The 17,597-nt window shown below is 71.5% G+C and carries 17 protein-coding genes; 15 read left to right on the plus strand and 2 right to left on the minus strand.

Annotation, left to right across the window (positions count from 1 at the left end; all coding sequences use genetic code 11):
- The first annotated feature begins 72 nt into the window (after positions 1-72).
- Positions 73-408, plus strand: coding sequence for a hypothetical protein (locus ACFV7R_RS15785; RefSeq protein WP_385263863.1), 336 nt, complete (start codon positions 73-75; stop codon positions 406-408).
- Positions 409-563: 155 nt separating this feature from the next.
- Here ACFV7R_RS15785 and ACFV7R_RS15790 read toward each other — a convergent pair whose 3' ends face one another.
- A complete protein-coding gene (locus ACFV7R_RS15790) occupies positions 564-980 on the minus strand; it encodes a pyridoxamine 5'-phosphate oxidase family protein (RefSeq protein ID WP_385263864.1) in 417 nt (138 codons plus the stop codon).
- A gap of 132 nt (positions 981-1,112) precedes the next feature.
- On the opposite strand from ACFV7R_RS15790, the gene clpB reads away from it, so the two are divergent.
- Together clpB and ACFV7R_RS15800 are read left to right on the plus strand one after the other, a co-directional pair.
- The gene (gene clpB, locus ACFV7R_RS15795) at positions 1,113-3,713 is read left to right on the plus strand and encodes an ATP-dependent chaperone ClpB (protein WP_385263866.1); all 2,601 of its coding nucleotides are present in this window, start codon (positions 1,113-1,115) and stop codon (positions 3,711-3,713) included.
- A gap of 118 nt (positions 3,714-3,831) precedes the next feature.
- On the plus strand, positions 3,832-4,359 hold the full coding sequence (locus ACFV7R_RS15800) for a YbjN domain-containing protein (protein ID WP_129799062.1): 528 nt from the start codon (positions 3,832-3,834) through the stop codon (positions 4,357-4,359).
- A gap of 274 nt (positions 4,360-4,633) precedes the next feature.
- On the opposite strand, the gene ACFV7R_RS15805 is transcribed toward ACFV7R_RS15800, so the two are convergent.
- Entirely contained in the window at positions 4,634-5,827 is a 1,194-nt protein-coding gene (locus ACFV7R_RS15805) for a pyridoxal phosphate-dependent aminotransferase (protein ID WP_385263867.1), read from the minus strand.
- A 129-nt stretch (positions 5,828-5,956) separates the two neighbouring features.
- Between ACFV7R_RS15805 and ACFV7R_RS15810 the strand changes: the two genes are divergently transcribed.
- The 12 genes from ACFV7R_RS15810 (at position 5,957) to ACFV7R_RS15865 (ending at position 17,583) form a co-directional block, all read left to right on the plus strand.
- Entirely contained in the window at positions 5,957-6,211 is a 255-nt protein-coding gene (locus ACFV7R_RS15810; protein WP_385263869.1) for a hypothetical protein, read from the plus strand.
- 362 nt (positions 6,212-6,573) lie between these two features.
- Positions 6,574-7,110 carry a DUF2617 family protein gene (locus tag ACFV7R_RS15815; protein ID WP_385263870.1) on the plus strand — a complete coding sequence of 179 codons (537 nt, stop codon included), beginning with the start codon at positions 6,574-6,576 and terminating at the stop codon, positions 7,108-7,110.
- A gap of 117 nt (positions 7,111-7,227) precedes the next feature.
- On the plus strand, positions 7,228-8,766 hold the full coding sequence (locus ACFV7R_RS15820) for a polyamine aminopropyltransferase (RefSeq protein WP_385263871.1): 1,539 nt from the start codon (positions 7,228-7,230) through the stop codon (positions 8,764-8,766).
- An 88-nt stretch (positions 8,767-8,854) separates the two neighbouring features.
- Entirely contained in the window at positions 8,855-9,688 is an 834-nt protein-coding gene (locus tag ACFV7R_RS15825) for an SRPBCC family protein (protein WP_385263873.1), read from the plus strand.
- A 41-nt stretch (positions 9,689-9,729) separates the two neighbouring features.
- The gene (locus tag ACFV7R_RS15830) at positions 9,730-10,518 is read left to right on the plus strand and encodes an aldose 1-epimerase (RefSeq protein ID WP_385263874.1); all 789 of its coding nucleotides are present in this window, start codon (positions 9,730-9,732) and stop codon (positions 10,516-10,518) included.
- 10 nt (positions 10,519-10,528) lie between these two features.
- Positions 10,529-11,080 (plus strand): orotate phosphoribosyltransferase, encoded by a 552-nt coding sequence (pyrE, locus tag ACFV7R_RS15835; protein ID WP_385263876.1) that lies wholly within the window; start codon positions 10,529-10,531, stop codon positions 11,078-11,080.
- A 122-nt stretch (positions 11,081-11,202) separates the two neighbouring features.
- The gene (gene fbaA / locus ACFV7R_RS15840) at positions 11,203-12,234 is read left to right on the plus strand and encodes a class II fructose-bisphosphate aldolase (protein WP_129799069.1); all 1,032 of its coding nucleotides are present in this window, start codon (positions 11,203-11,205) and stop codon (positions 12,232-12,234) included.
- A gap of 97 nt (positions 12,235-12,331) precedes the next feature.
- Positions 12,332-13,804 carry an MFS transporter gene (locus ACFV7R_RS15845; RefSeq protein ID WP_385263878.1) on the plus strand — a complete coding sequence of 491 codons (1,473 nt, stop codon included), beginning with the start codon at positions 12,332-12,334 and terminating at the stop codon, positions 13,802-13,804.
- A 57-nt stretch (positions 13,805-13,861) separates the two neighbouring features.
- Positions 13,862-14,275, plus strand: coding sequence for a DUF3151 domain-containing protein (locus ACFV7R_RS15850; protein ID WP_129799070.1), 414 nt, complete (start codon positions 13,862-13,864; stop codon positions 14,273-14,275).
- Between the two features lie 149 nt (positions 14,276-14,424).
- Positions 14,425-15,255, plus strand: a complete 831-nt coding sequence (locus tag ACFV7R_RS15855; protein ID WP_385263880.1) for a tryptophan 2,3-dioxygenase family protein — start codon at positions 14,425-14,427, stop codon at positions 15,253-15,255.
- Positions 15,248-16,459, plus strand: a complete 1,212-nt coding sequence (gene kynU, locus ACFV7R_RS15860) for a kynureninase (protein ID WP_385263882.1) — start codon at positions 15,248-15,250, stop codon at positions 16,457-16,459. Before ACFV7R_RS15855 ends, kynU begins: the two co-directional genes overlap by 8 nt.
- Before the next feature lie 227 nt (positions 16,460-16,686).
- The gene (locus ACFV7R_RS15865; RefSeq protein ID WP_385263883.1) at positions 16,687-17,583 is read left to right on the plus strand and encodes an alpha/beta hydrolase; all 897 of its coding nucleotides are present in this window, start codon (positions 16,687-16,689) and stop codon (positions 17,581-17,583) included.
- Positions 17,584-17,597 lie beyond the last annotated feature (14 nt).

Raw genomic sequence — 17,597 nt, forward strand, 5'->3', positions numbered from 1 at the left:
CAGCGGTGTCCAGTGTGACTTCCGGCGGTGGGGACGCCATCGCAGTCCCGGCTGACACTGTCTGGGACTGACATGACTACTCCACCCGACGACCGCTCCTTCCGCCGGGAAATGGCCACCGCCTACCGCTCCGGCTGGCACTTCATCGACCTGGCCACCGCCATCCCCCACAACGGTGACTCGCTGATGGTGACCGTCTTCGGCGAGCCCGTGGTGGTGACCCGGGACGACGACGGCGACGTACGGGCGTACCGGTGTCTGCGGCGGCCTCGGGGGGCGCCGCAGCCCGTGCGATGTGCCATTCGGTACGGAATGATCTTTGTGAACCTTGACCAGCGTGACCACAGGCTGGCGGAGTCGGAACCCTCCGACCCCATGACCATCTCGGCCACCCCCCGCAGTGCCTGACGCGATTCCCCCGTCGTAACAGATCGCTCAGGTGCTTCCCCCCGCAGCGGCGTCACCGTGACCTGAACACGGTGACGCCGCTGCAGTTTTCACGGACAATTCCGGACATCGCCCGCGCCGCGCCTGGCTGGAACCGGCCCCTTCGCGCCCGCCGCTCAGCCCCGCCCCAGTGCCCGCGTCAGCTCGATCTCGATCACCACGCGGGACGGATTGGGCCCCGGCGCCCGTTCGTAGCGTTCCGCATAGCGCCGCTCGGCCTCCGCGATCCGCTCCGGCTCGGTCCGCACGAAGGCCCGGCCCTCCAGCGTCGCCCACCGCCGCCCGGCCACCTGGCACACGGCCACCCGTGCCCCGTCCGGGCCGGCCGCGAGGACGTGCCGTACCTTCGCGCTCGTCTTGTTCGTGATCACCCGAGCCAGCCGGGCGTCCGGGTCGTATGTCACTCCGACGGGTACCACGTGCGGGGTGCCGTCCGGACGCAGGGTCGTCAGGGTGCACAGGTGCCGTTCCCGCCAGAAGGTGAGATACGAAGGGTCCGGATCGCCCGGATCAACGGAATAGGTGTTCGCCACAAGCCCGCAACCTAGCCGCTGGAGGCCTCCCGACTCGCCCTTGAGTGGAATAGACTCAACTTTGTGTACGTTGCCCGAGTCAGTACTGGGAGACGTGGCACCGAAGCTCACGCAAGGAGGAGAACGGATACCGTGGACGCCGAGCTGACCAACCGGAGCCGGGACGCGATCAATGCCGCCGGCAACCGGGCCGTGACCGAGGGGCACCCTGACCTCACCCCCGCTCACCTGCTTCTTGCTCTGCTCCAGGGGCAGGACAACGAGAACATCACCGACCTGCTGGCCGCCGTCGACGCCGATCAGGCAGCCGTACGCGCCGGTGCGGAGAAGGCCCTCGCCCAGCTGCCCAGCGTGACCGGGTCCACGGTCGCGCCGCCGCAGCCGAACCGCGAACTGCTCGCCGTGATCGCCGACGCCCAGGCCAGGGCGCAGGACCTCGGCGACGAGTACGTATCCACCGAGCACCTCCTCATCGGCATCGCCGCGAAGGGCGGCGCGGCCGGCGAGGTGCTGACCCGGCAGGGCGCCGACGTGAAGAAGCTGCTGGAGGCCTTCCGCAAGGCCCGCGGCGGGCGCCGGGTGACCACGGCCGACCCCGAGGGGTCGTACAAGGCCCTGGAGAAGTTCGGGACCGACTTCACCGCCGCCGCCCGGGACGGCAAGCTCGACCCCGTCATCGGGCGGGACCAGGAGATCCGGCGGGTCGTGCAGGTGCTCAGCCGCCGCACCAAGAACAACCCCGTCCTCATCGGTGAGCCCGGCGTCGGCAAGACCGCCGTCGTCGAAGGACTCGCCCAGCGGATCGTCAAGGGCGACGTCCCCGAGTCCCTCCGCGACAAGCGGCTCGTCGCGCTCGACCTCGGCGCCATGGTCGCCGGGGCCAAGTACCGCGGGGAGTTCGAGGAGCGGCTGAAGACCGTGCTCGCCGAGATCAAGGACTCCGACGGGCAGATCATCACCTTCATCGACGAGCTGCACACCGTGGTCGGCGCGGGCGCCGGCGGCGACTCCGCCATGGACGCGGGCAACATGCTCAAGCCCATGCTCGCCCGCGGTGAGCTGCGCATGGTCGGCGCCACCACCCTCGACGAGTACCGCGAGCGGATCGAGAAGGACGCGGCCCTGGAGCGGCGCTTCCAGCAGGTGCTGGTCGCCGAGCCGACCGTCGAGGACACCATCGCCATCCTGCGCGGACTCAAGGGGCGCTACGAGGCCCACCACAAGGTCCAGATCGCGGACAGCGCGCTGGTCGCCGCCGCGACCCTGTCCGACCGGTACATCACCTCCCGCTTCCTGCCCGACAAGGCCATCGACCTGGTCGACGAGGCGGCCTCCCGGCTGCGTATGGAGATCGACTCCTCGCCCGTCGAGATCGACGAACTCCAGCGTGCCGTCGACCGGTTGAAGATGGAGGAGCTGGCGCTCGCCAAGGAGACCGACCCCGCCTCCCGGGAGCGCCTGGAGAAGCTGCGCCGCGACCTCGCCGACAAGGAGGAGGAACTGCGCGGCCTGACCGCCCGCTGGGAGAAGGAGAAGCAGTCCCTCAACCGGGTCGGTGAGCTGAAGGAGAAGCTCGACGAACTGCGCGGACAGGCCGAACGCGCCCAGCGCGACGGTGACTTCGACACCGCGTCCAAGCTGCTGTACGGGGAGATCCCGGCCCTGGAGCGCGACCTGGAGGCCGCCTCGGAGGCCGAGGAGGAGGTCTCCCGGGACACCATGGTCAAGGAGGAGGTCGGCTCCGACGACATCGCCGACGTCGTCGCCTCCTGGACCGGGATTCCGGCAGGCCGGCTCCTGGAGGGCGAGACGCAGAAGCTGTTGCGCATGGAGGACGAGATCGGCAGGCGGCTGATCGGCCAGACCGAGGCCGTGCGGGCGGTCTCCGACGCCGTACGGCGGTCGCGCGCCGGGATCGCCGACCCGGACCGGCCCACCGGCTCCTTCCTCTTCCTGGGCCCGACGGGCGTCGGCAAGACGGAGCTGGCCAAGGCCCTGGCGGACTTCCTCTTCGACGACGAGCGGGCGATGGTCCGGATCGACATGTCGGAGTACAGCGAGAAGCACAGCGTCGCCCGCCTGGTCGGCGCCCCGCCCGGCTACGTCGGCTACGAGGAGGGCGGCCAGCTGACCGAAGCGGTGCGGCGCAGGCCGTACAGCGTCGTACTCCTCGACGAGGTGGAGAAGGCCCACCCGGAGGTCTTCGACATCCTGCTCCAGGTGCTGGACGACGGGCGGCTCACCGACGGGCAGGGGCGGACCGTCGACTTCCGCAACACCATCCTGGTGCTGACCTCGAACCTGGGCAGTCAGTTCCTGGTCGATCCGCTGACGAGTGAGGAGGAGAAGAAGGAGCAGGTCCTGGAGGTGGTGAGGACGTCCTTCAAGCCGGAGTTCCTCAACCGGCTCGACGACCTGGTCGTCTTCTCGGCCCTGTCCAAGGACGAGCTGAGCCGGATCGCCCGCCTCCAGATCGACCGCCTCGCCAGGCGGCTGGCCGAACGCCGGCTCACCCTGGAGGTCACGGACGAGGCGCTGGCCTGGCTCGCCGACGAGGGCATGGACCCGGCGTACGGTGCCCGCCCGCTGCGCCGCCTCGTCCAGACCGCCATCGGCGACCGGCTCGCCAAGGAGATCCTCTCCGGCGAGATCAAGGACGGCGACACGGTCCGGGTGGACACCTTCGGGGAGGGGCTGATCGTGGGACCGGCGACGGGCAAGTCGCTGAAGTGAATCTCTCCGCCGACCGGCCGGATGATGTCAGCCAAGGGCTGACAGGTTCCGTCGGGGGTTGCCACCCCCCTCCCCGCATGAGGGAGGATGGCGGAATCCGTACGAAGGGAAATTCACGGTGACCATCGACCCGTCCTCGATTCCGAACTTCGGGGGCCAGCCCCAGCCGCAGCCCCAAGGACCGGCGGGCCCCGTCGTCCCGGATCAGGACCTTGTGAAGCAGCTCCTCGACCAGATGGAGCTGAAGTACGTCGTCGACGAAGAGGGTGACCTCGCGGCGCCGTGGGAGCAGTTCCGTACGTACTTCATGTTCCGTGGCGAGGGTGACCAGCAGGTCTTCTCGGTGCGGACGTTCTACGACCGCCCCCACCCCATCGACGAGAAGTCGCAGCTTCTGGAGTCCATCGACGACTGGAACCGGCGGACCCTGTGGCCCAAGGTCTACAGCCACACCCACGATGACGGCACCGTCCGCCTCATCGGCGAGGCCCAGATGCTGATCGGCACCGGCGTGAACCTGGAGTTCTTCGTCTCGTCGACGGTGAGCTGGGTGCGCGCGGCCATCGAGTTCGACCGCTGGCTGGTCGAGCAGCTCGGCCTGGAGAAGGAGATCAACGACGCGGAGAAGCCCGAGGACGGCGAGTAGGCGAACGGCCGGAACCCGGCCGGAGCCCGGCCAGGGCACGGACCACCAGGTCACGTGCCCCGGTCGGGCTCTTGCCATTTTGCGCGCTGACCGATTGCTCCGATTGCTTCGGTTGCCCCGATTGCAGACAAGCGCATTGCCCACCCCGGTACGGCCCGGCAAATAAAGGCCCGGTAAATAAACTCGAGGGCATTCACGATTTCGAGTACGCCGGCCCGCGCGAAAAGAGCGGCGCGGATTTCATTCCGCCCCCGGGCTTCTTCCCCTGCCGCCCCTACAGCGCCCCGAGCCGCTTCACCGCCTCCTGAAGCACCTCCGTCCGCTTGCAGAACGCGAACCGCACGAACGGTGCGCCCGCCTCGCGGTGGTCGTAGAACACGGCGTTCGGGATGGCGACGACGCCGGCGCGTTCCGGCAGGCCCCGGCAGAAGGCGAAGCCGTCCCTCTCGCCGAGGGGCCGGATGTCGGTGGTGACGAAGTACGTGCCCGTGGGCCTGAAGACCCCGAAGCCTGCCTCCGTCAGCCCCGCCACCAGCAGATCCCGCTTGGCCTCCAGGTCGTCCCGGAATGCCGTGAAGTAGCTGTCGGGAAGGGCGAGGGCCTCGGCCACCGCGTACTGGAAGGGCCCCGACGCCACGTACGTCAGGAACTGCTTGGCCGAACGGACGGCCGTGACGAGACCGGGCGCGGAGGTGATCCAGCCGACCTTCCAGCCGGTGAAGGAGAACGTCTTGCCGGCGGAGCCGATCGTCACCGTCCGCTCCCGCATCCCCGGGAAGGTGGCCAGCGGCACGTGCTCGGCGTCGTCGAAGACCAGGTGCTCGTACACCTCGTCGGTCACGACCAGCAGGTCCCGCTCCACGGCCAGTTCGGCGACCGCGGCCAGCTCCGCACGGGTCAGTACGGTGCCGGTCGGATTGTGCGGGGTGTTGATCAGCAGCAGCCGGGTGCGGTCGGTGACCGCGTCGCGCAACTCGTCGAGGTCCAGCCGGAACGAGGCGCTCTCCCCGATGTGCGGCCGCAGGGTGACCGGCACCCGCGTGCCGCCCGCCAGGGCGATGCAGGCCGCGTAGGAGTCGTAGTACGGCTCGAGGGCGATGACCTCGTCGCCGGGCTCGACCAGCGCCAGCAGTGCCGCGGCGATCGCCTCCGTGGCGCCGGCCGTGACCAGGACCTCGGTGTCGGGGTCGTAGGTGAGCCCGTAGCGCCGCTGCTGGTGCGCGGCGACGGCGGTGCGCAGTTCGGGGATGCCCGGGCCCGGCGGGTACTGGTTGCCGCGGCCGTCGCGCAGTGCCCGTACGGCCGCCTCGCGGACCTCCTGAGGGCCGTCGGTGTCCGGGAAGCCCTGGCCCAGGTTGATCGAACCGGTGCGCAGGGCCAGCGCGGACATCTCCGCGAAGATCGTCGTCCCGAACTCGGTGAGGCGGCGGTTCAGGAAGGGGCGCGAGGTGTCGGTCATGGCGGTCATCCTGCGCCCAAGCTCTGGAGTTCCTCAACTCTGCTTTGGGGCGCGTGAGGGGTGGGCATTTCCCGGTCACGCACCACACGAGGCGCCCACGGGGGGCCGCTTCGGGGGAACTGGAAGGAGGGTGACGCCATGGTCATCGGCATCATCCTGGCCGTGATCGCGGTCGTGCTGGCACTGGTGGTGGCAGGCGTACGGGGCAGCGCGACCCGTTCACGGCGCCCGGCGGCGCGGGGGCACAGCCGGAGTGGTTCGGACTCCGGCGGCAGCTGGTGGGCCGGCGGCGGGGGAGACGCCGGCTCGTCGGGCGACTCCGGGGGCGGGCACTCCTGCGGGGGCGGCTCGTCCTGCGGAGGCGGCGGGGGTGGATGCGGTGGAGGCAGCTGACACGGGGCAGCTGAGCTCCTGAACGGGGAAGCGCATCCACGCCGGCGCCCGCCGGGACTTCGCTCCCGGCGGGCGCCCTTGTCGCCATTTCACGCCCCCGATCCGGCGTACGCCGTATCGCTCAGGCGTACGCCGTGGTTGAACAGTTGAACTGTGGAGCCCTCTGAGGGATGGAAACCCTACGAAGTTGGGTAAAAACACTGTGGCGGCGCCACAGTTCATGATTCCCTCTAAATCCCGACGCAGCCCTCGGACGTCCTGCGGACACCCTTCCTGACCGGGCTGACGGGCCGATCGCCCGGTGTCGACCGGGGCGCGCCGGACCACCCCGCCTTTCTTTTGCGTGCTAGCGGAGCCGACCCATGCTCACGACCCTGAACACTTCCTACACCGATACGCGCGCGGCCGACCTCGCCTGGGCGCTGGGCCGTGAACCGCTGCCCGCCCTTGCCACCCTCGACCTCGAACTGGCCGGGGCGAAGCTCCAGTTGAGACTGCTCGGCGCATCCCACCAGGTGCTCCTGCAGGAGGAGCAGGCCAGTTGCTCGGAGACGGTGGCGTGCATCCCCGGCAGCAGCACGCCCCTGCCGCTGGGCGTCGCCAAGCGGGTCGGTGACTGGGAGTACGAGTTCGCGGCCCGCGTCGAGGTCCTCTCGCCCGGCTCCTTCGCCGGCCGCGCCCAGGAACTGCTGGCCCTCGTCTCCGACCACCCGCACGGTCTCGCCGGCGTCTTCCCCGGCAGCCCGCACGCGTTCACGGCCCTGCTCGCCCAGCGCCACGAGGGCCAGGTCCACTGGCGCACCTGGCACGCCTACCCACAGGACGGACAGCTGGTGGCGACCCGGACGAGAGTGGGCGTCAGGGCGCGGGGGCGGGGCGCCGACCCGACCGGTGTGTGATGTGATGCCCGGCCCGTCCGGTGGGGCGCCCGGGCAAACCCGGAGTGCCTGTACGAACGTTGGTTCCACACGTGTGGGTGACGAAGCGTGCCATTCCTGTGACGTAACGTCGCAGTCGTGATCGACCCGTACGCACCGGCCCCGCCCGGCACGCCGCCCTCCTGGCGCGCGCCCGCGCGGATCCCCGTGCGGCAGGCGACCGGACGGTTGCTGGTCCTCGCGGGCGTCTTCGTCTGCGCGGCCTGCGGGCTCGTGTACGAACTCGAACTCGTCGCCCTCGCCTCGTACTTGACCGGTGACTCCGTCACCCAGGCCTCCGTCGTCCTGTCCGTCATGGTGTTCGCGATGGGCATCGGCTCCCTCGCCGCGAAGCGGCTGCGCCGGCACGCGGCCGCCGCCTTCGGCGCCGTCGAGGCCACGCTCGCCCTCATCGGCGGCTCGAGCGCGATGGCCCTGTACGCCGCCTTCGCCTGGACCGGCGACTGGGGCGGCCTGGGAGCCGGCGGCCCGCGCTGGCTGCTGGTCGCCTTCTCCCTCGCCATCGGCCTGCTGATCGGCGCGGAGATTCCCCTGCTGATGGAGCTGATCCAGCGCATCCGCCGCCAGGACGCGGGCGGAGCGGTGGCCGACCTGTTCGCCGCGGACTACGTGGGCGCCCTGGTCGGCGGTCTGGCCTTCCCCTTCCTTCTCCTGCCCTTCCTGGGCCAGTTGACCGGCGTCCTGCTCACCGGTGCGGTCAACGTCGTCGCCGGCGGCGCCCTCGTCCTCGGCCTGTTCCACCGCGATCTGACCCGGCGCGCCCGCCGGCTGATGCTGGTTGCCAACCTCGCCGTCCTCGGGATCCTGGCCGGGGCCGCCGTCCTCGTCGACGACTTCGAACGGGCGGCCCGGCAGGCGGTGTACGGCAGGGACGTGCGGGTGGCGCTGCAGACCGACGTCCAGGAAGTGGTCCTCACCGGCGGCACGGACGGCCGCCCACTCGACCTCTTCCTCGACGGCCGGCTCCGGGTCAGCGGCGACGACGAGCGGCGCTACCACGAGGCGCTGGTCCACCCCGCGATGAACGGTCCCCGCGCACGCGTGCTGATCCTCGGCGGTGGCGACGGCCTGGCCGCCCGGGAGGTGCTGCGGCATCCGGGCGTGCGGCGGGTCGACGTCGTCGAACTCGACGCCGAGATGGTGCGGTTGGCCGGCCGGGACCCGGCGCTCTCCGCCCTCAACGGGCATGCGTACGACGACCCGCGCGTGCACGTGACCACGGCCGACGCCTTCCGCTGGCTGCGCGGGGCGCCGACGGCGGCGTACGACGTGGTGATCTCGGATCTGCCCGACCCGGGCATCACGGCCGGCACGAAGCTGTACTCGCAGGAGTTCTACGGCCTGGCGCGACGCACCCTGGCCGACGGCGGCCGGCTCACCGTCCACGCCGGCCCGGTCACCTCCCGGCCCCGCGTCTTCTGGACGGTCGACACGACCGTCCGCGCCGCCGGCCTGCACACCGCCCCGTACCGCGTCGCGGGCCGCGACTCCGCATCGGACTGGGGTTTCGTCCTGGCCGCCCCCGGATCCACCCCGCCCCTGGACCCCGGCCGACGCGCCCCCACCCCTCGGCTCACGGGACTGCCACCGTCGACGCTGGTGCACCCGAGGTACTGAAGCGCCGTCATCACGCACCCACCGACACCGGACGAGTTACCGCCGAGGGGAGGATAAGACCCGCCCACCACGAGTAGGCTCCGCAGACATGGAGCATGAGGTGTTCGTTCCGGTTCCCGCAGACCGACTGAGCGCGGTGCTGGCCGACCCCGCGCGGGTCGCCCGGGCGGTCCCCGGGCTCCAGCAGGAGGCGGGCGCGGAACCCGTCGCCGGGCGGCTCAAGGTCCGGGTCGGGAACACCACCATCACCTACCGGGGCACCGTGCGCGTCTGCGCACAGGAGAACGGCACGTACGCCGTCGAGGGCGACGCCACCGAGACCCGCGGCACCGGCTCGGTCAAACTCGCGCTCACGCTCCGCGTCCGCGACACCGACGGCGGCTCCACCCTCACCTTCGACGGCACCGCGTCGGCGGACGGCCGCGTCACCGAACTGTCGGCTCAGGCGGTCGCCTCCGCCGTGACCCGGCTCCTGAACCGCACGGCGGAGCGGCTGGGCACGGAGGCGCAGACGCCGGAAGCTCAGGCCCCGGAGACCGCGGCTTCCGCACCCCCTCAGGAGCACACCTCCGTCTTCGACGCCGAGGTCCCGCCCCCCTCCCTCGCCCCGGACGCCGATGACGAGCCGGACGTCGCCGACGAGCCGGACGCCGACGACACCGGCGCCGAGGCGGAATCGGACCCCACCCGTGACTTCGAGGATGCCTCCGAACCGCCCGCCGAGGCGGCCCACGCACGCCGGACGATGATCGGCCGCAGCGCCGAGGAAGTGGACCACGCCCCGCCGCGCGGCCGTTACGCCCCCGTGCCGGCCCCGCAGACCGTCGCCTCGAACAGCACCCTGCGCTGGGCGGCCCCGGCAGCGGCCCTGGCCCTGGCCTCGGCGATCATCCTGGGCCGAGCCCTCCGCCGCCGTCACTGATCCCGACCACCCACCCTTGATCGGCCCAGTAGGGTCGTCCCGTGAGTAACGAAGACATCACGCTGACCGCGGGCGACGCGGAGGTGGCGCTGCAGCCGGGGAACGGCGGCCGGGTCTCAGGGCTGCGTGTCGGTGGGGTCGAGCTGCTGCGGCAGGGCGAGAGGTTCGGGTGCTTCCCGATGGTCCCCTGGTGCGGCCGGATCCGGGACGGCCGCTTCCGGGACGGGGCCGCCCTGCAGCAGATGCCCCTCAACGCCCCGCCGCACGCCATCCACGGCACCGCACGCGACGGCGCCTGGCGCACCGCCCGCGTCACCGCCGACGAGGCGGTGCTGACGTACGACCTGGTCGAGCCGTGGCCGTACTCCGGCCGCGTCACCCAGGCGGCCGCCCTCACCCCGGACTCCCTGACGCTCACCATGTCCGTGGAGACGTACGAGTCCTCCTTCCCGGCCCAGATCGGCTGGCACCCGTGGTTCAACCGCACCCTCCGGGGCAGCGACGTACAGCTGGACTTCGCTCCCGCCTGGCAGGAGGAGCGAGGCGACGACCACCTGCCCACCGGCAGGCGGACCGACCCCCGGCCGGGCCCCTGGGACGACTGCTTCGGCATGCCCGGGGGGGTCGACGTCACGCTCACCTGGCCGGGGCTGCTGGAACTGAAGGTCACCAGCCCCGAGGAGTGGGTCGTCGTCTACGACGAGCAGGAGGCCGCCGTGTGCGTCGAGCCGCAGACCGGTCCCCCCGACGGCCTCAACACCCTCCCGCGCCTGGTCACGCCCCTGGAACCGCTGGAGGCGACGACCACCTGGAGCTGGCGCCGCCTTTAAGCTGGCCGGTATGACGACGGACGTACGTGGCGCGCTGCTGCAGCAGATCAAGGACAAGGCCGTGGTGCACGGCAAGGTGACCCTCTCCTCGGGTCTGGAGGCCGACTACTACGTCGACCTGCGTCGCATCACCCTCGACGGCGAGGCCGCGCCCCTGGTCGGGCAGGTGCTGCTGGATCTGACCGCCGACCTGGAGTTCGACGCGGTGGGCGGTCTGACCATGGGCGCCGACCCGGTGGCCGCCGCCATGCTGCACGCCGCCGCGGCGCGCGGGAAGCGGCTCGACGCGTTCGTCGTGCGCAAGGCCGCCAAGGCGCACGGGCTGCAGCGGCGCGTCGAGGGCCCCGGCATCAAGGGCCGCCGGGTGCTCGTCGTCGAGGACACCTCCACCACCGGCGGTTCGCCGCTCACCGCCGTGGAGGCGGTGCGCGAGGCCGGCGCCGAGGTGGTGGCCGTCGCGACGATCGTCGACCGGGCCACCGGCGCCGCGGAGAAGATCCAGGAGGGCGCGGGGGTGCCGTACCTCTTCGCGTACTCGAAGGACGAGCTGGGACTCGACTGACCGCGGGGTCGACCATTCGGTCAGGTCTGGAAAGATGGGGCCGACGATGACGTCGCACCCAAGGTCTAGGTCAGGGCCGTAAGCACGCAGAACGCCAACCCGCACATACAAGGAGCGGACAGATGCCCATCGCAACCCCCGAGGTCTACAACGAGATGCTCGACCGGGCGAAGGCAGGCAAGTTCGCCTACCCGGCCATCAACGTCACCTCGTCCCAGACCCTGCACGCGGCACTGCGCGGCTTCGCCGAAGCCGAGAGCGACGGCATCATCCAGATCTCGACCGGCGGCGCCGAGTTCCTGGGCGGCCAGCACAACAAGGACATGGTCACCGGCGCGGTCGCCCTGGCCGAGTTCGCGCACATCGTCGCCAAGAAGTACGACGTGACGGTCGCCCTGCACACGGACCACTGCCCGAAGGACAAGCTCGACGGGTACGTCCGTCCGCTGCTCGCCGTCTCGGAGGAGCGGGTCGCGCGCGGCGAGAACCCCCTCTTCCAGTCCCACATGTGGGACGGCTCCGCGGAGACCCTCGCCGACAACCTGGCCATCGGCCAGGAGCTGCTGGCCCGCGCCGCCGCCGCGAAGATCATCCTCGAGGTGGAGATCACCCCCACCGGCGGTGAGGAGGACGGCGTCACCCACGAGATCAACGACGAGCTGTACACGACCGTCGACGACGCCATCCGTACGGCCGAGGCGCTGGGCCTGGGCGAGAAGGGCCGCTACCTGCTCGCCGCGTCCTTCGGCAATGTGCACGGCGTGTACAAGCCGGGCAACGTCGTCCTGCGTCCCGAGCTGCTGAAGGAGCTCAACGAGGGCGTCGCCGCCAAGTACGGCCGCCCGGCCGACAGCAAGCCGTTCGACTTCGTCTTCCACGGCGGTTCCGGCTCCACCGAGCAGGAGATCCTCACCGCGCTGGAGAACGGCGTCGTGAAGATGAACATCGACACGGACACGCAGTACGCCTTCACGCGTCCCGTCGCCGACCACATGTTCAAGAACTACGACGGCGTCCTGAAGGTCGACGGCGAGGTCGGCTCCAAGAAGACCTACGACCCGCGGACCTGGGGCAAGGTGGCCGAGGCGTCGATGGCCAAGCGGGTCGTCGAGGCCTGCCAGAACCTGCGGTCGGCCGGCAACAGGCTCAAGTAACCGGCGCTCCGGTTCGACGGGGCCCGGCACCCGCGCGCGGGTGCCGGGCCCGTGGTACGTCTGGCTGAAAGTCCCCCGACGAGGGATGATCGGCCACATGTCCGTGCGGCTGGCCTCCCCGCAGGGGAAGTGGATCCTGCTCACCACGGTGCTCGGCTCCAGCATGGCCATGCTGGACTCGACCGTCGTCAACGTCGCCCTGCCCCGCATCGGCCGCGACCTGGACGCCGACCTCGCCGCGCTCCAGTGGACGGTCAACGCGTACATGCTGACGCTGGCCGGGCTGATCCTGCTGGGCGGTTCGCTCGGCGACCACTACGGCCGCCGCAAGGTCTTCGTCATCGGTGTGGTGTGGTTCGCGGCGGCCTCCCTGTTGTGCGGCCTCGCGCCCAACGCCGAGGTACTCATCGCCGCCCGCGCCCTCCAGGGCATGGGCGGCGCACTGCTCACGCCGGGGTCGCTCGCCCTCATCCAGACCTCCTTCCATCCCGACGACCGGGGCCGGGCCGTCGGGCTGTGGTCGGGGTTCGGGGGCATCGGGGCCGCCGTCGGCCCGTTCGTCGGCGGCTGGCTGGTGGACGGGCCGGGCTGGCGGTGGGTCTTCCTGCTCAACGTCCCGCTCGCGCTGGTCTGCGTCCCCATCGCTCTGCGGCACGTCCCCGAGTCGGCCGACGGCAAGAGTCACGGCCGCTTCGACGTGCTCGGCGCGGTGCTGGGCGCTCTGGCGCTCGCCCTGGTGACGTACGCGCTGATCGAGGCCCAGGAGGGCTCCGTGGTCGTCGCTGTGACGGCCGTCGCGGGCGTCGCGGCCGGCATCGCCTTCGGCTACGTCGAGAAGCGCCGCCCGGACCCGATGATGCCGCTGGACATCTTCCGGTCCCGCCAGTTCACGGCGGTCAACCTGGTCACCCTGTGTGTGTACGCGGCCTTCGGCGGCTTCTTCTTCCTCGCCGCGCTCCAGCTCCAGGTCGTGTCCGGCTACTCGGCCCTCGCCGCCGGTACGGCCCTGCTGCCGACGACCGTCCTGATGCTGCTGTTCTCCGCCCGCTCCGGCCAGCTGGGCGAGCTCATCGGCCCGCGCATCCCGCTCACCGCCGGCCCGCTGCTGTGCGCGGCCGGGATGCTGCTGATGCTGCGGGTGGGCCCCGACGCCTCGTACCTGACGGACGTCCTGCCCGCGCTGCTGGTGCTGGGCCTCGGCATGGTCACCCTGGTCGCCCCGCTGACCGCCACCGTCATGGGCTCCGTCGACGCCGCACGCGCGGGCGTGGCCAGCGGCATCAACAACGCCGCCGCACGGGCGGCGGGCCTGCTCGCGGTCGCCGCGCTGCCGCTGCTCGCAGGGATGGGACCGGAGGCGTACCGCTCGGCGGACGCCTTCAACGCCGCGTTCCGGCGCGCGATGCCGCTGTGCGCGGTGGTACTGGTGGCGGGTGCGGTGCTGGCCTTCGCGTTCGTACGACGGCCCGCCCCGGACTGCAAGCGCCCCGAGTGCCGTACGCACGGCCATGTGGTGAGCCCCCCGCTGGAACGGCCGCCGCAGCCGGAACCCGGGTCGATCGCCTCGTAGAACCCGCAGGGCCCCCGTCACGGTTCCCGGTCGACCGGGATGTACCAGACTGGACCCATGACGATTCACGAGAACCTCCTCGGGGGACCGCCCCCGACCCACCTCCCCGACGACCCGGAGCCGCGCGAGCTGCTCGCGAACGGTGCCGCGCCCGCCGACGTCGCGGCGCAGTACCCGACGTCCTCGCTGGCCTGGGCCCAGCTGGCCGACGAGGCGTTCGAGCGGGGCAGCGTCGTGGAGTCGTACGCCTATGCCCGTACGGGCTATCACCGGGGCCTGGACGCGCTGCGCCGCAGCGGCTGGAAGGGCCACGGCCCCGTGCCCTGGGAGCACGAGCCGAACCGCGGCTTCCTGCGCGCCCTGCACGCGCTCGCCCGGGCGGCGGGGGCGATCGGTGAGCAGGAGGAGTACGAGCGCTGCACGCAGTTCCTGAAGGACTCCTCGCCGACGGCGGCGCAGACGCTGGGCTGATTTTTCGAGTGCGTGAGGCCCGCCCGGTGTGACCAGGCGGGCCTTGCGAGGCCCCCGGGCGATCCCTGAGGATGCGGGTGGGGACCGGGGCCCCCGTGTCGATAACGGCAGGGGCGGACCGCTACCCGGAGTTACAACAGGAGACAGCGATGTCCCACGAGGCTCACGAGCCCGAGACCCCGCATCTCGATTTCCAGGGCACGACGCCGTACGAGGACTACGTCAAGGCGGATGTGCTCACCCACCTCCAGCACACCCTCTCCGACGATCCCGGAGAGATGGTCTTCCTGGTCACGACCCAGGTGATGGAGCTGTGGTTCACCGTCATCGTCCATGAGTGGGAGACCGCCGCGAAGGCGCTGCGCGAGGACCGGGTGCCGGTGGCGGTGGACGCGCTGAAGCGTTCCGTACGGGAGCTTCAGGCGCTGAACGCCTCATGGCAACCGCTCGCGCACCTCACGCCGGCCCAGTTCAACTCGTACCGCTCCGCGCTCGGCGAGGGCTCCGGCTTCCAGTCGGCGATGTACCGCCGCATGGAGTTCCTGCTCGGCGAGAAGTCCGCGTCCATGCTGGTCCCACACCGGGGTGCCCCGCGCGTGCACGCCGAACTGGAGAAGGCGCTGCACGAGCCCAGCCTGTACGACGAGGTGCTGCGTCTGCTCGCGCGACGCGGCCACGCGATCCCGGACGCCGTCGTGATGCGTGACGTGGCGCAGCGGTACGAGGCGTCGCCCGAGGTCGAGGCGGCCTGGACGGCCGTCTACTCGGGAGATCCCGGTGACGAAGTCGCCCGGCTGGGCGAGGCGCTGACCGACGTCGCCGAGCTGGTGTGGCGCTGGCGGAACGACCACCTGGTCGCCACGCGCAGGGCGATGGGCGCGAAGCCCGGGACGGGCGGTTCCGCCGGGGTGGCCTGGCTGGAGAAGCGCGCACAGAAGAACGTTTTCCCCGAGCTGTGGACGGCGAGGTCCCATGTCTGAACTGGCCGTCAAGGCGGAGAAACTGGACGCGGCGGACGAACTGGCCGTTCTGCGTGAGCGGTTCGTGCTCGACACCGGGTCCGATCATGCGGCTGACGCCGCGGGTGTCTACCTGGACGGCAACTCGCTGGGCGCGCTTCCGGTGTCCGTGCCGGGCCGGGTCGACGACGTGGTCCGCCGCCAGTGGGGTGAGCTGCGCATCCGGTCCTGGGAGGAGAGCGGCTGGTGGACGGCGCCCGAACGGATCGGCGACCGGATCGCTCCGCTGGTGGGGGCGGCGCCCGGGCAGATCGTGGTGGGTGACTCCACGAGCGTGAACGTGTTCAAGGCCCTGGTGGCGGCGGTGCGGATGGCGGGCGCCGGGCGGGACGAGATCGTCGTCGACGCGACGACCTTCCCGACGGACGGGTACATCGCCGAGTCGGCGGCCCGGATGACGGGCTGCACGCTGCGGCCGGTGCTGCCGGGCGAGGTGCCCGGTGTGCTGTCCGGCCGTACGGCCGTGGTGCTGCTGAACCACGTGGACTACCGGACGGGCCGCCTGCACGACCTCCCCGGCCTGACGGCCGCCGTGCACGAGGCGGGCGCGGTGGTGGTCTGGGACCTGTGCCACAGCGCGGGCGCGCTGCCGGTGGGGCTGGACGAGCACGGGGCGGATCTGGCGGTCGGGTGCACGTACAAGTACCTCAACGGGGGCCCGGGCTCACCGGCGTACCTCTATGTCCGTGCCGATCTGCAGGACCGCTTCGACTCCCCCCTGCCGGGCTGGAACTCGCACGCGGACCCCTTCGGCATGCGCACCGCCTACGAGCCCGGCGCGGGCGCCGCACGGGGCCGGGTGGGCACGCCGGACATCCTCTCCATGCTCGCCCTGGAGGCGGCGCTGGAGGTGTGGGACGACGTCTCCGTCGATGCCGTGCGGGCGAAGTCCCTCGCGCTGACGGACTTCTTCCTGGAATGCGTCGGGGAGTACGTCCCCGAGGGCCGCGTCGCATCACTGACACCGGTGGCGCACGAGGAACGCGGCAGCCAGGTGGCGCTGCGGTGCGCGGACGCCGGGGATGTGATGAAGGCGCTCATCGAACGGGGCGTGGTCGGCGACTTCCGCCACCCGGACGTACTGCGCTTCGGCTTCACGCCGCTGTACGTCGGGTTCGCGGATGTGGAACGGGCGGCGCGGGTGTTGGGGGAGGTGCTGGCCTAGCTGCGGGCAGTCGTGCCTCCCCCAGTGCCTTAAGGGCCTGGGGGGACCCCCAGGGCGGCACGGGTGGGCGCAGCGGCACCCCGCCACGCCGGGCTGCCGCTGCGCCCCCCCGGCCCGTGTCAGCCCACGTCACCCGCCTGATACCGTCCCCGCCAACGGCCGTCATCCCACCTGGTCCGTCACCCCCGCTTTCGTCCAAACCCGTTTCACCGCTGAGAGGTTGGAGCATGCCGGACAACGTCCCAGCAGCCCGGGCCGCCGCCGAGGAGGAGTCGGCCTTCTCGCACCCGCCCGTCGACCCCGACGCCGTCGCCGCGTACGGCGACCACCCCGACCAGGTGATCGACTTCTACGCGCCGCGCGGCGAGGTCGGCCCGGGCGGCCCGGCGCCGCTGGTCGTCGTCCTGCACGGCGGGGCCTGGCGGGCACCGTACGACCGCCGGCATGTCACGCCGTTCGCGGATTTTCTGGCGCGGCGGGGGTTCGCCGTGGCCAATGTGGAGTACCGGCGCGGGGCGGAGGACGCGGACAGCTCGGCGGGTTCTGGTGGGGGCGGCCCGGTCGCCGGACGCTGGCCGGAGACCTTCGACGACGTCGCCGCCGCGCTGGACGCACTGCCGGCGCTCGTACGGGAGGCGCTCCCGCAGGCCGATCCGCGCCGGACCGTGCTCACCGGCCACTCGGCCGGCGGCCACCTGGCCCTCTGGGCGGCGGCGCGCCATGTCCTCCCGGCGGACGCCCCCTGGCGCACCGACCGCCCCGCTGCCCTGCGGGGTGTGGTCGCCCTGGCCCCGATCGCCGACTTCACGGTCGCCGACAAGCTGGACGTCTGCGGGGGTGCTGCGCGACAACTCCTGGGCGGAGGAGTGGAGTTCGCGGAGCGTCGGCCCTACGCCGACCCCGCGCTCCTGCTCCCGACCGGCATCGCCACGACGCTCGTCCAGGGCCGCACGGACATCGTCGTCCCGCAGGCGGTCGGCGAGTCGTACGCGGACACGGCGGCGAAGGCGGGGGAGGTGGTCGGTCTGACGCTGCTGGAGGACGTCGGTCACTTTCCGCTGATCGATCCGGCGGCGGACGCGTGTGCGGTGGTGGCGGAGGAGATCGCGCAGTTGGCCTGGTAGTACCTGAGACGGAT

The organism is Streptomyces sp. NPDC059866 (assembly GCF_042731325.1).
Taxonomy (GTDB): Bacteria; Actinomycetota; Actinomycetes; order Streptomycetales; family Streptomycetaceae; genus Streptomyces; species Streptomyces flavusporus.

What these genes read in the sequence shown, in the direction of transcription:
- ACFV7R_RS15785 (WP_385263863.1), top strand. Translation starts at nt 73, where the DNA reads ATGACTACTCCACCCGACGACCGCTCCTTCCGCCGGGAAATGGCCACC.
- ACFV7R_RS15805 (WP_385263867.1), bottom strand. Translation starts at nt 5,827, where the DNA reads ATGACCGCCATGACCGACACCTCGCGCCCCTTCCTGAACCGCCGCCTC.
- ACFV7R_RS15810 (WP_385263869.1), top strand. Translation starts at nt 5,957, where the DNA reads ATGGTCATCGGCATCATCCTGGCCGTGATCGCGGTCGTGCTGGCACTG.
- ACFV7R_RS15815 (WP_385263870.1), top strand. Translation starts at nt 6,574, where the DNA reads ATGCTCACGACCCTGAACACTTCCTACACCGATACGCGCGCGGCCGAC.
- ACFV7R_RS15825 (WP_385263873.1), top strand. Translation starts at nt 8,855, where the DNA reads ATGGAGCATGAGGTGTTCGTTCCGGTTCCCGCAGACCGACTGAGCGCG.
- pyrE (WP_385263876.1), top strand. Translation starts at nt 10,529, where the DNA reads ATGACGACGGACGTACGTGGCGCGCTGCTGCAGCAGATCAAGGACAAG.
- fbaA (WP_129799069.1), top strand. Translation starts at nt 11,203, where the DNA reads ATGCCCATCGCAACCCCCGAGGTCTACAACGAGATGCTCGACCGGGCG.
- ACFV7R_RS15845 (WP_385263878.1), top strand. Translation starts at nt 12,332, where the DNA reads ATGTCCGTGCGGCTGGCCTCCCCGCAGGGGAAGTGGATCCTGCTCACC.
- ACFV7R_RS15850 (WP_129799070.1), top strand. Translation starts at nt 13,862, where the DNA reads ATGACGATTCACGAGAACCTCCTCGGGGGACCGCCCCCGACCCACCTC.
- ACFV7R_RS15855 (WP_385263880.1), top strand. Translation starts at nt 14,425, where the DNA reads ATGTCCCACGAGGCTCACGAGCCCGAGACCCCGCATCTCGATTTCCAG.
- kynU (WP_385263882.1), top strand. Translation starts at nt 15,248, where the DNA reads ATGTCTGAACTGGCCGTCAAGGCGGAGAAACTGGACGCGGCGGACGAA.
- ACFV7R_RS15865 (WP_385263883.1), top strand. Translation starts at nt 16,687, where the DNA reads ATGCCGGACAACGTCCCAGCAGCCCGGGCCGCCGCCGAGGAGGAGTCG.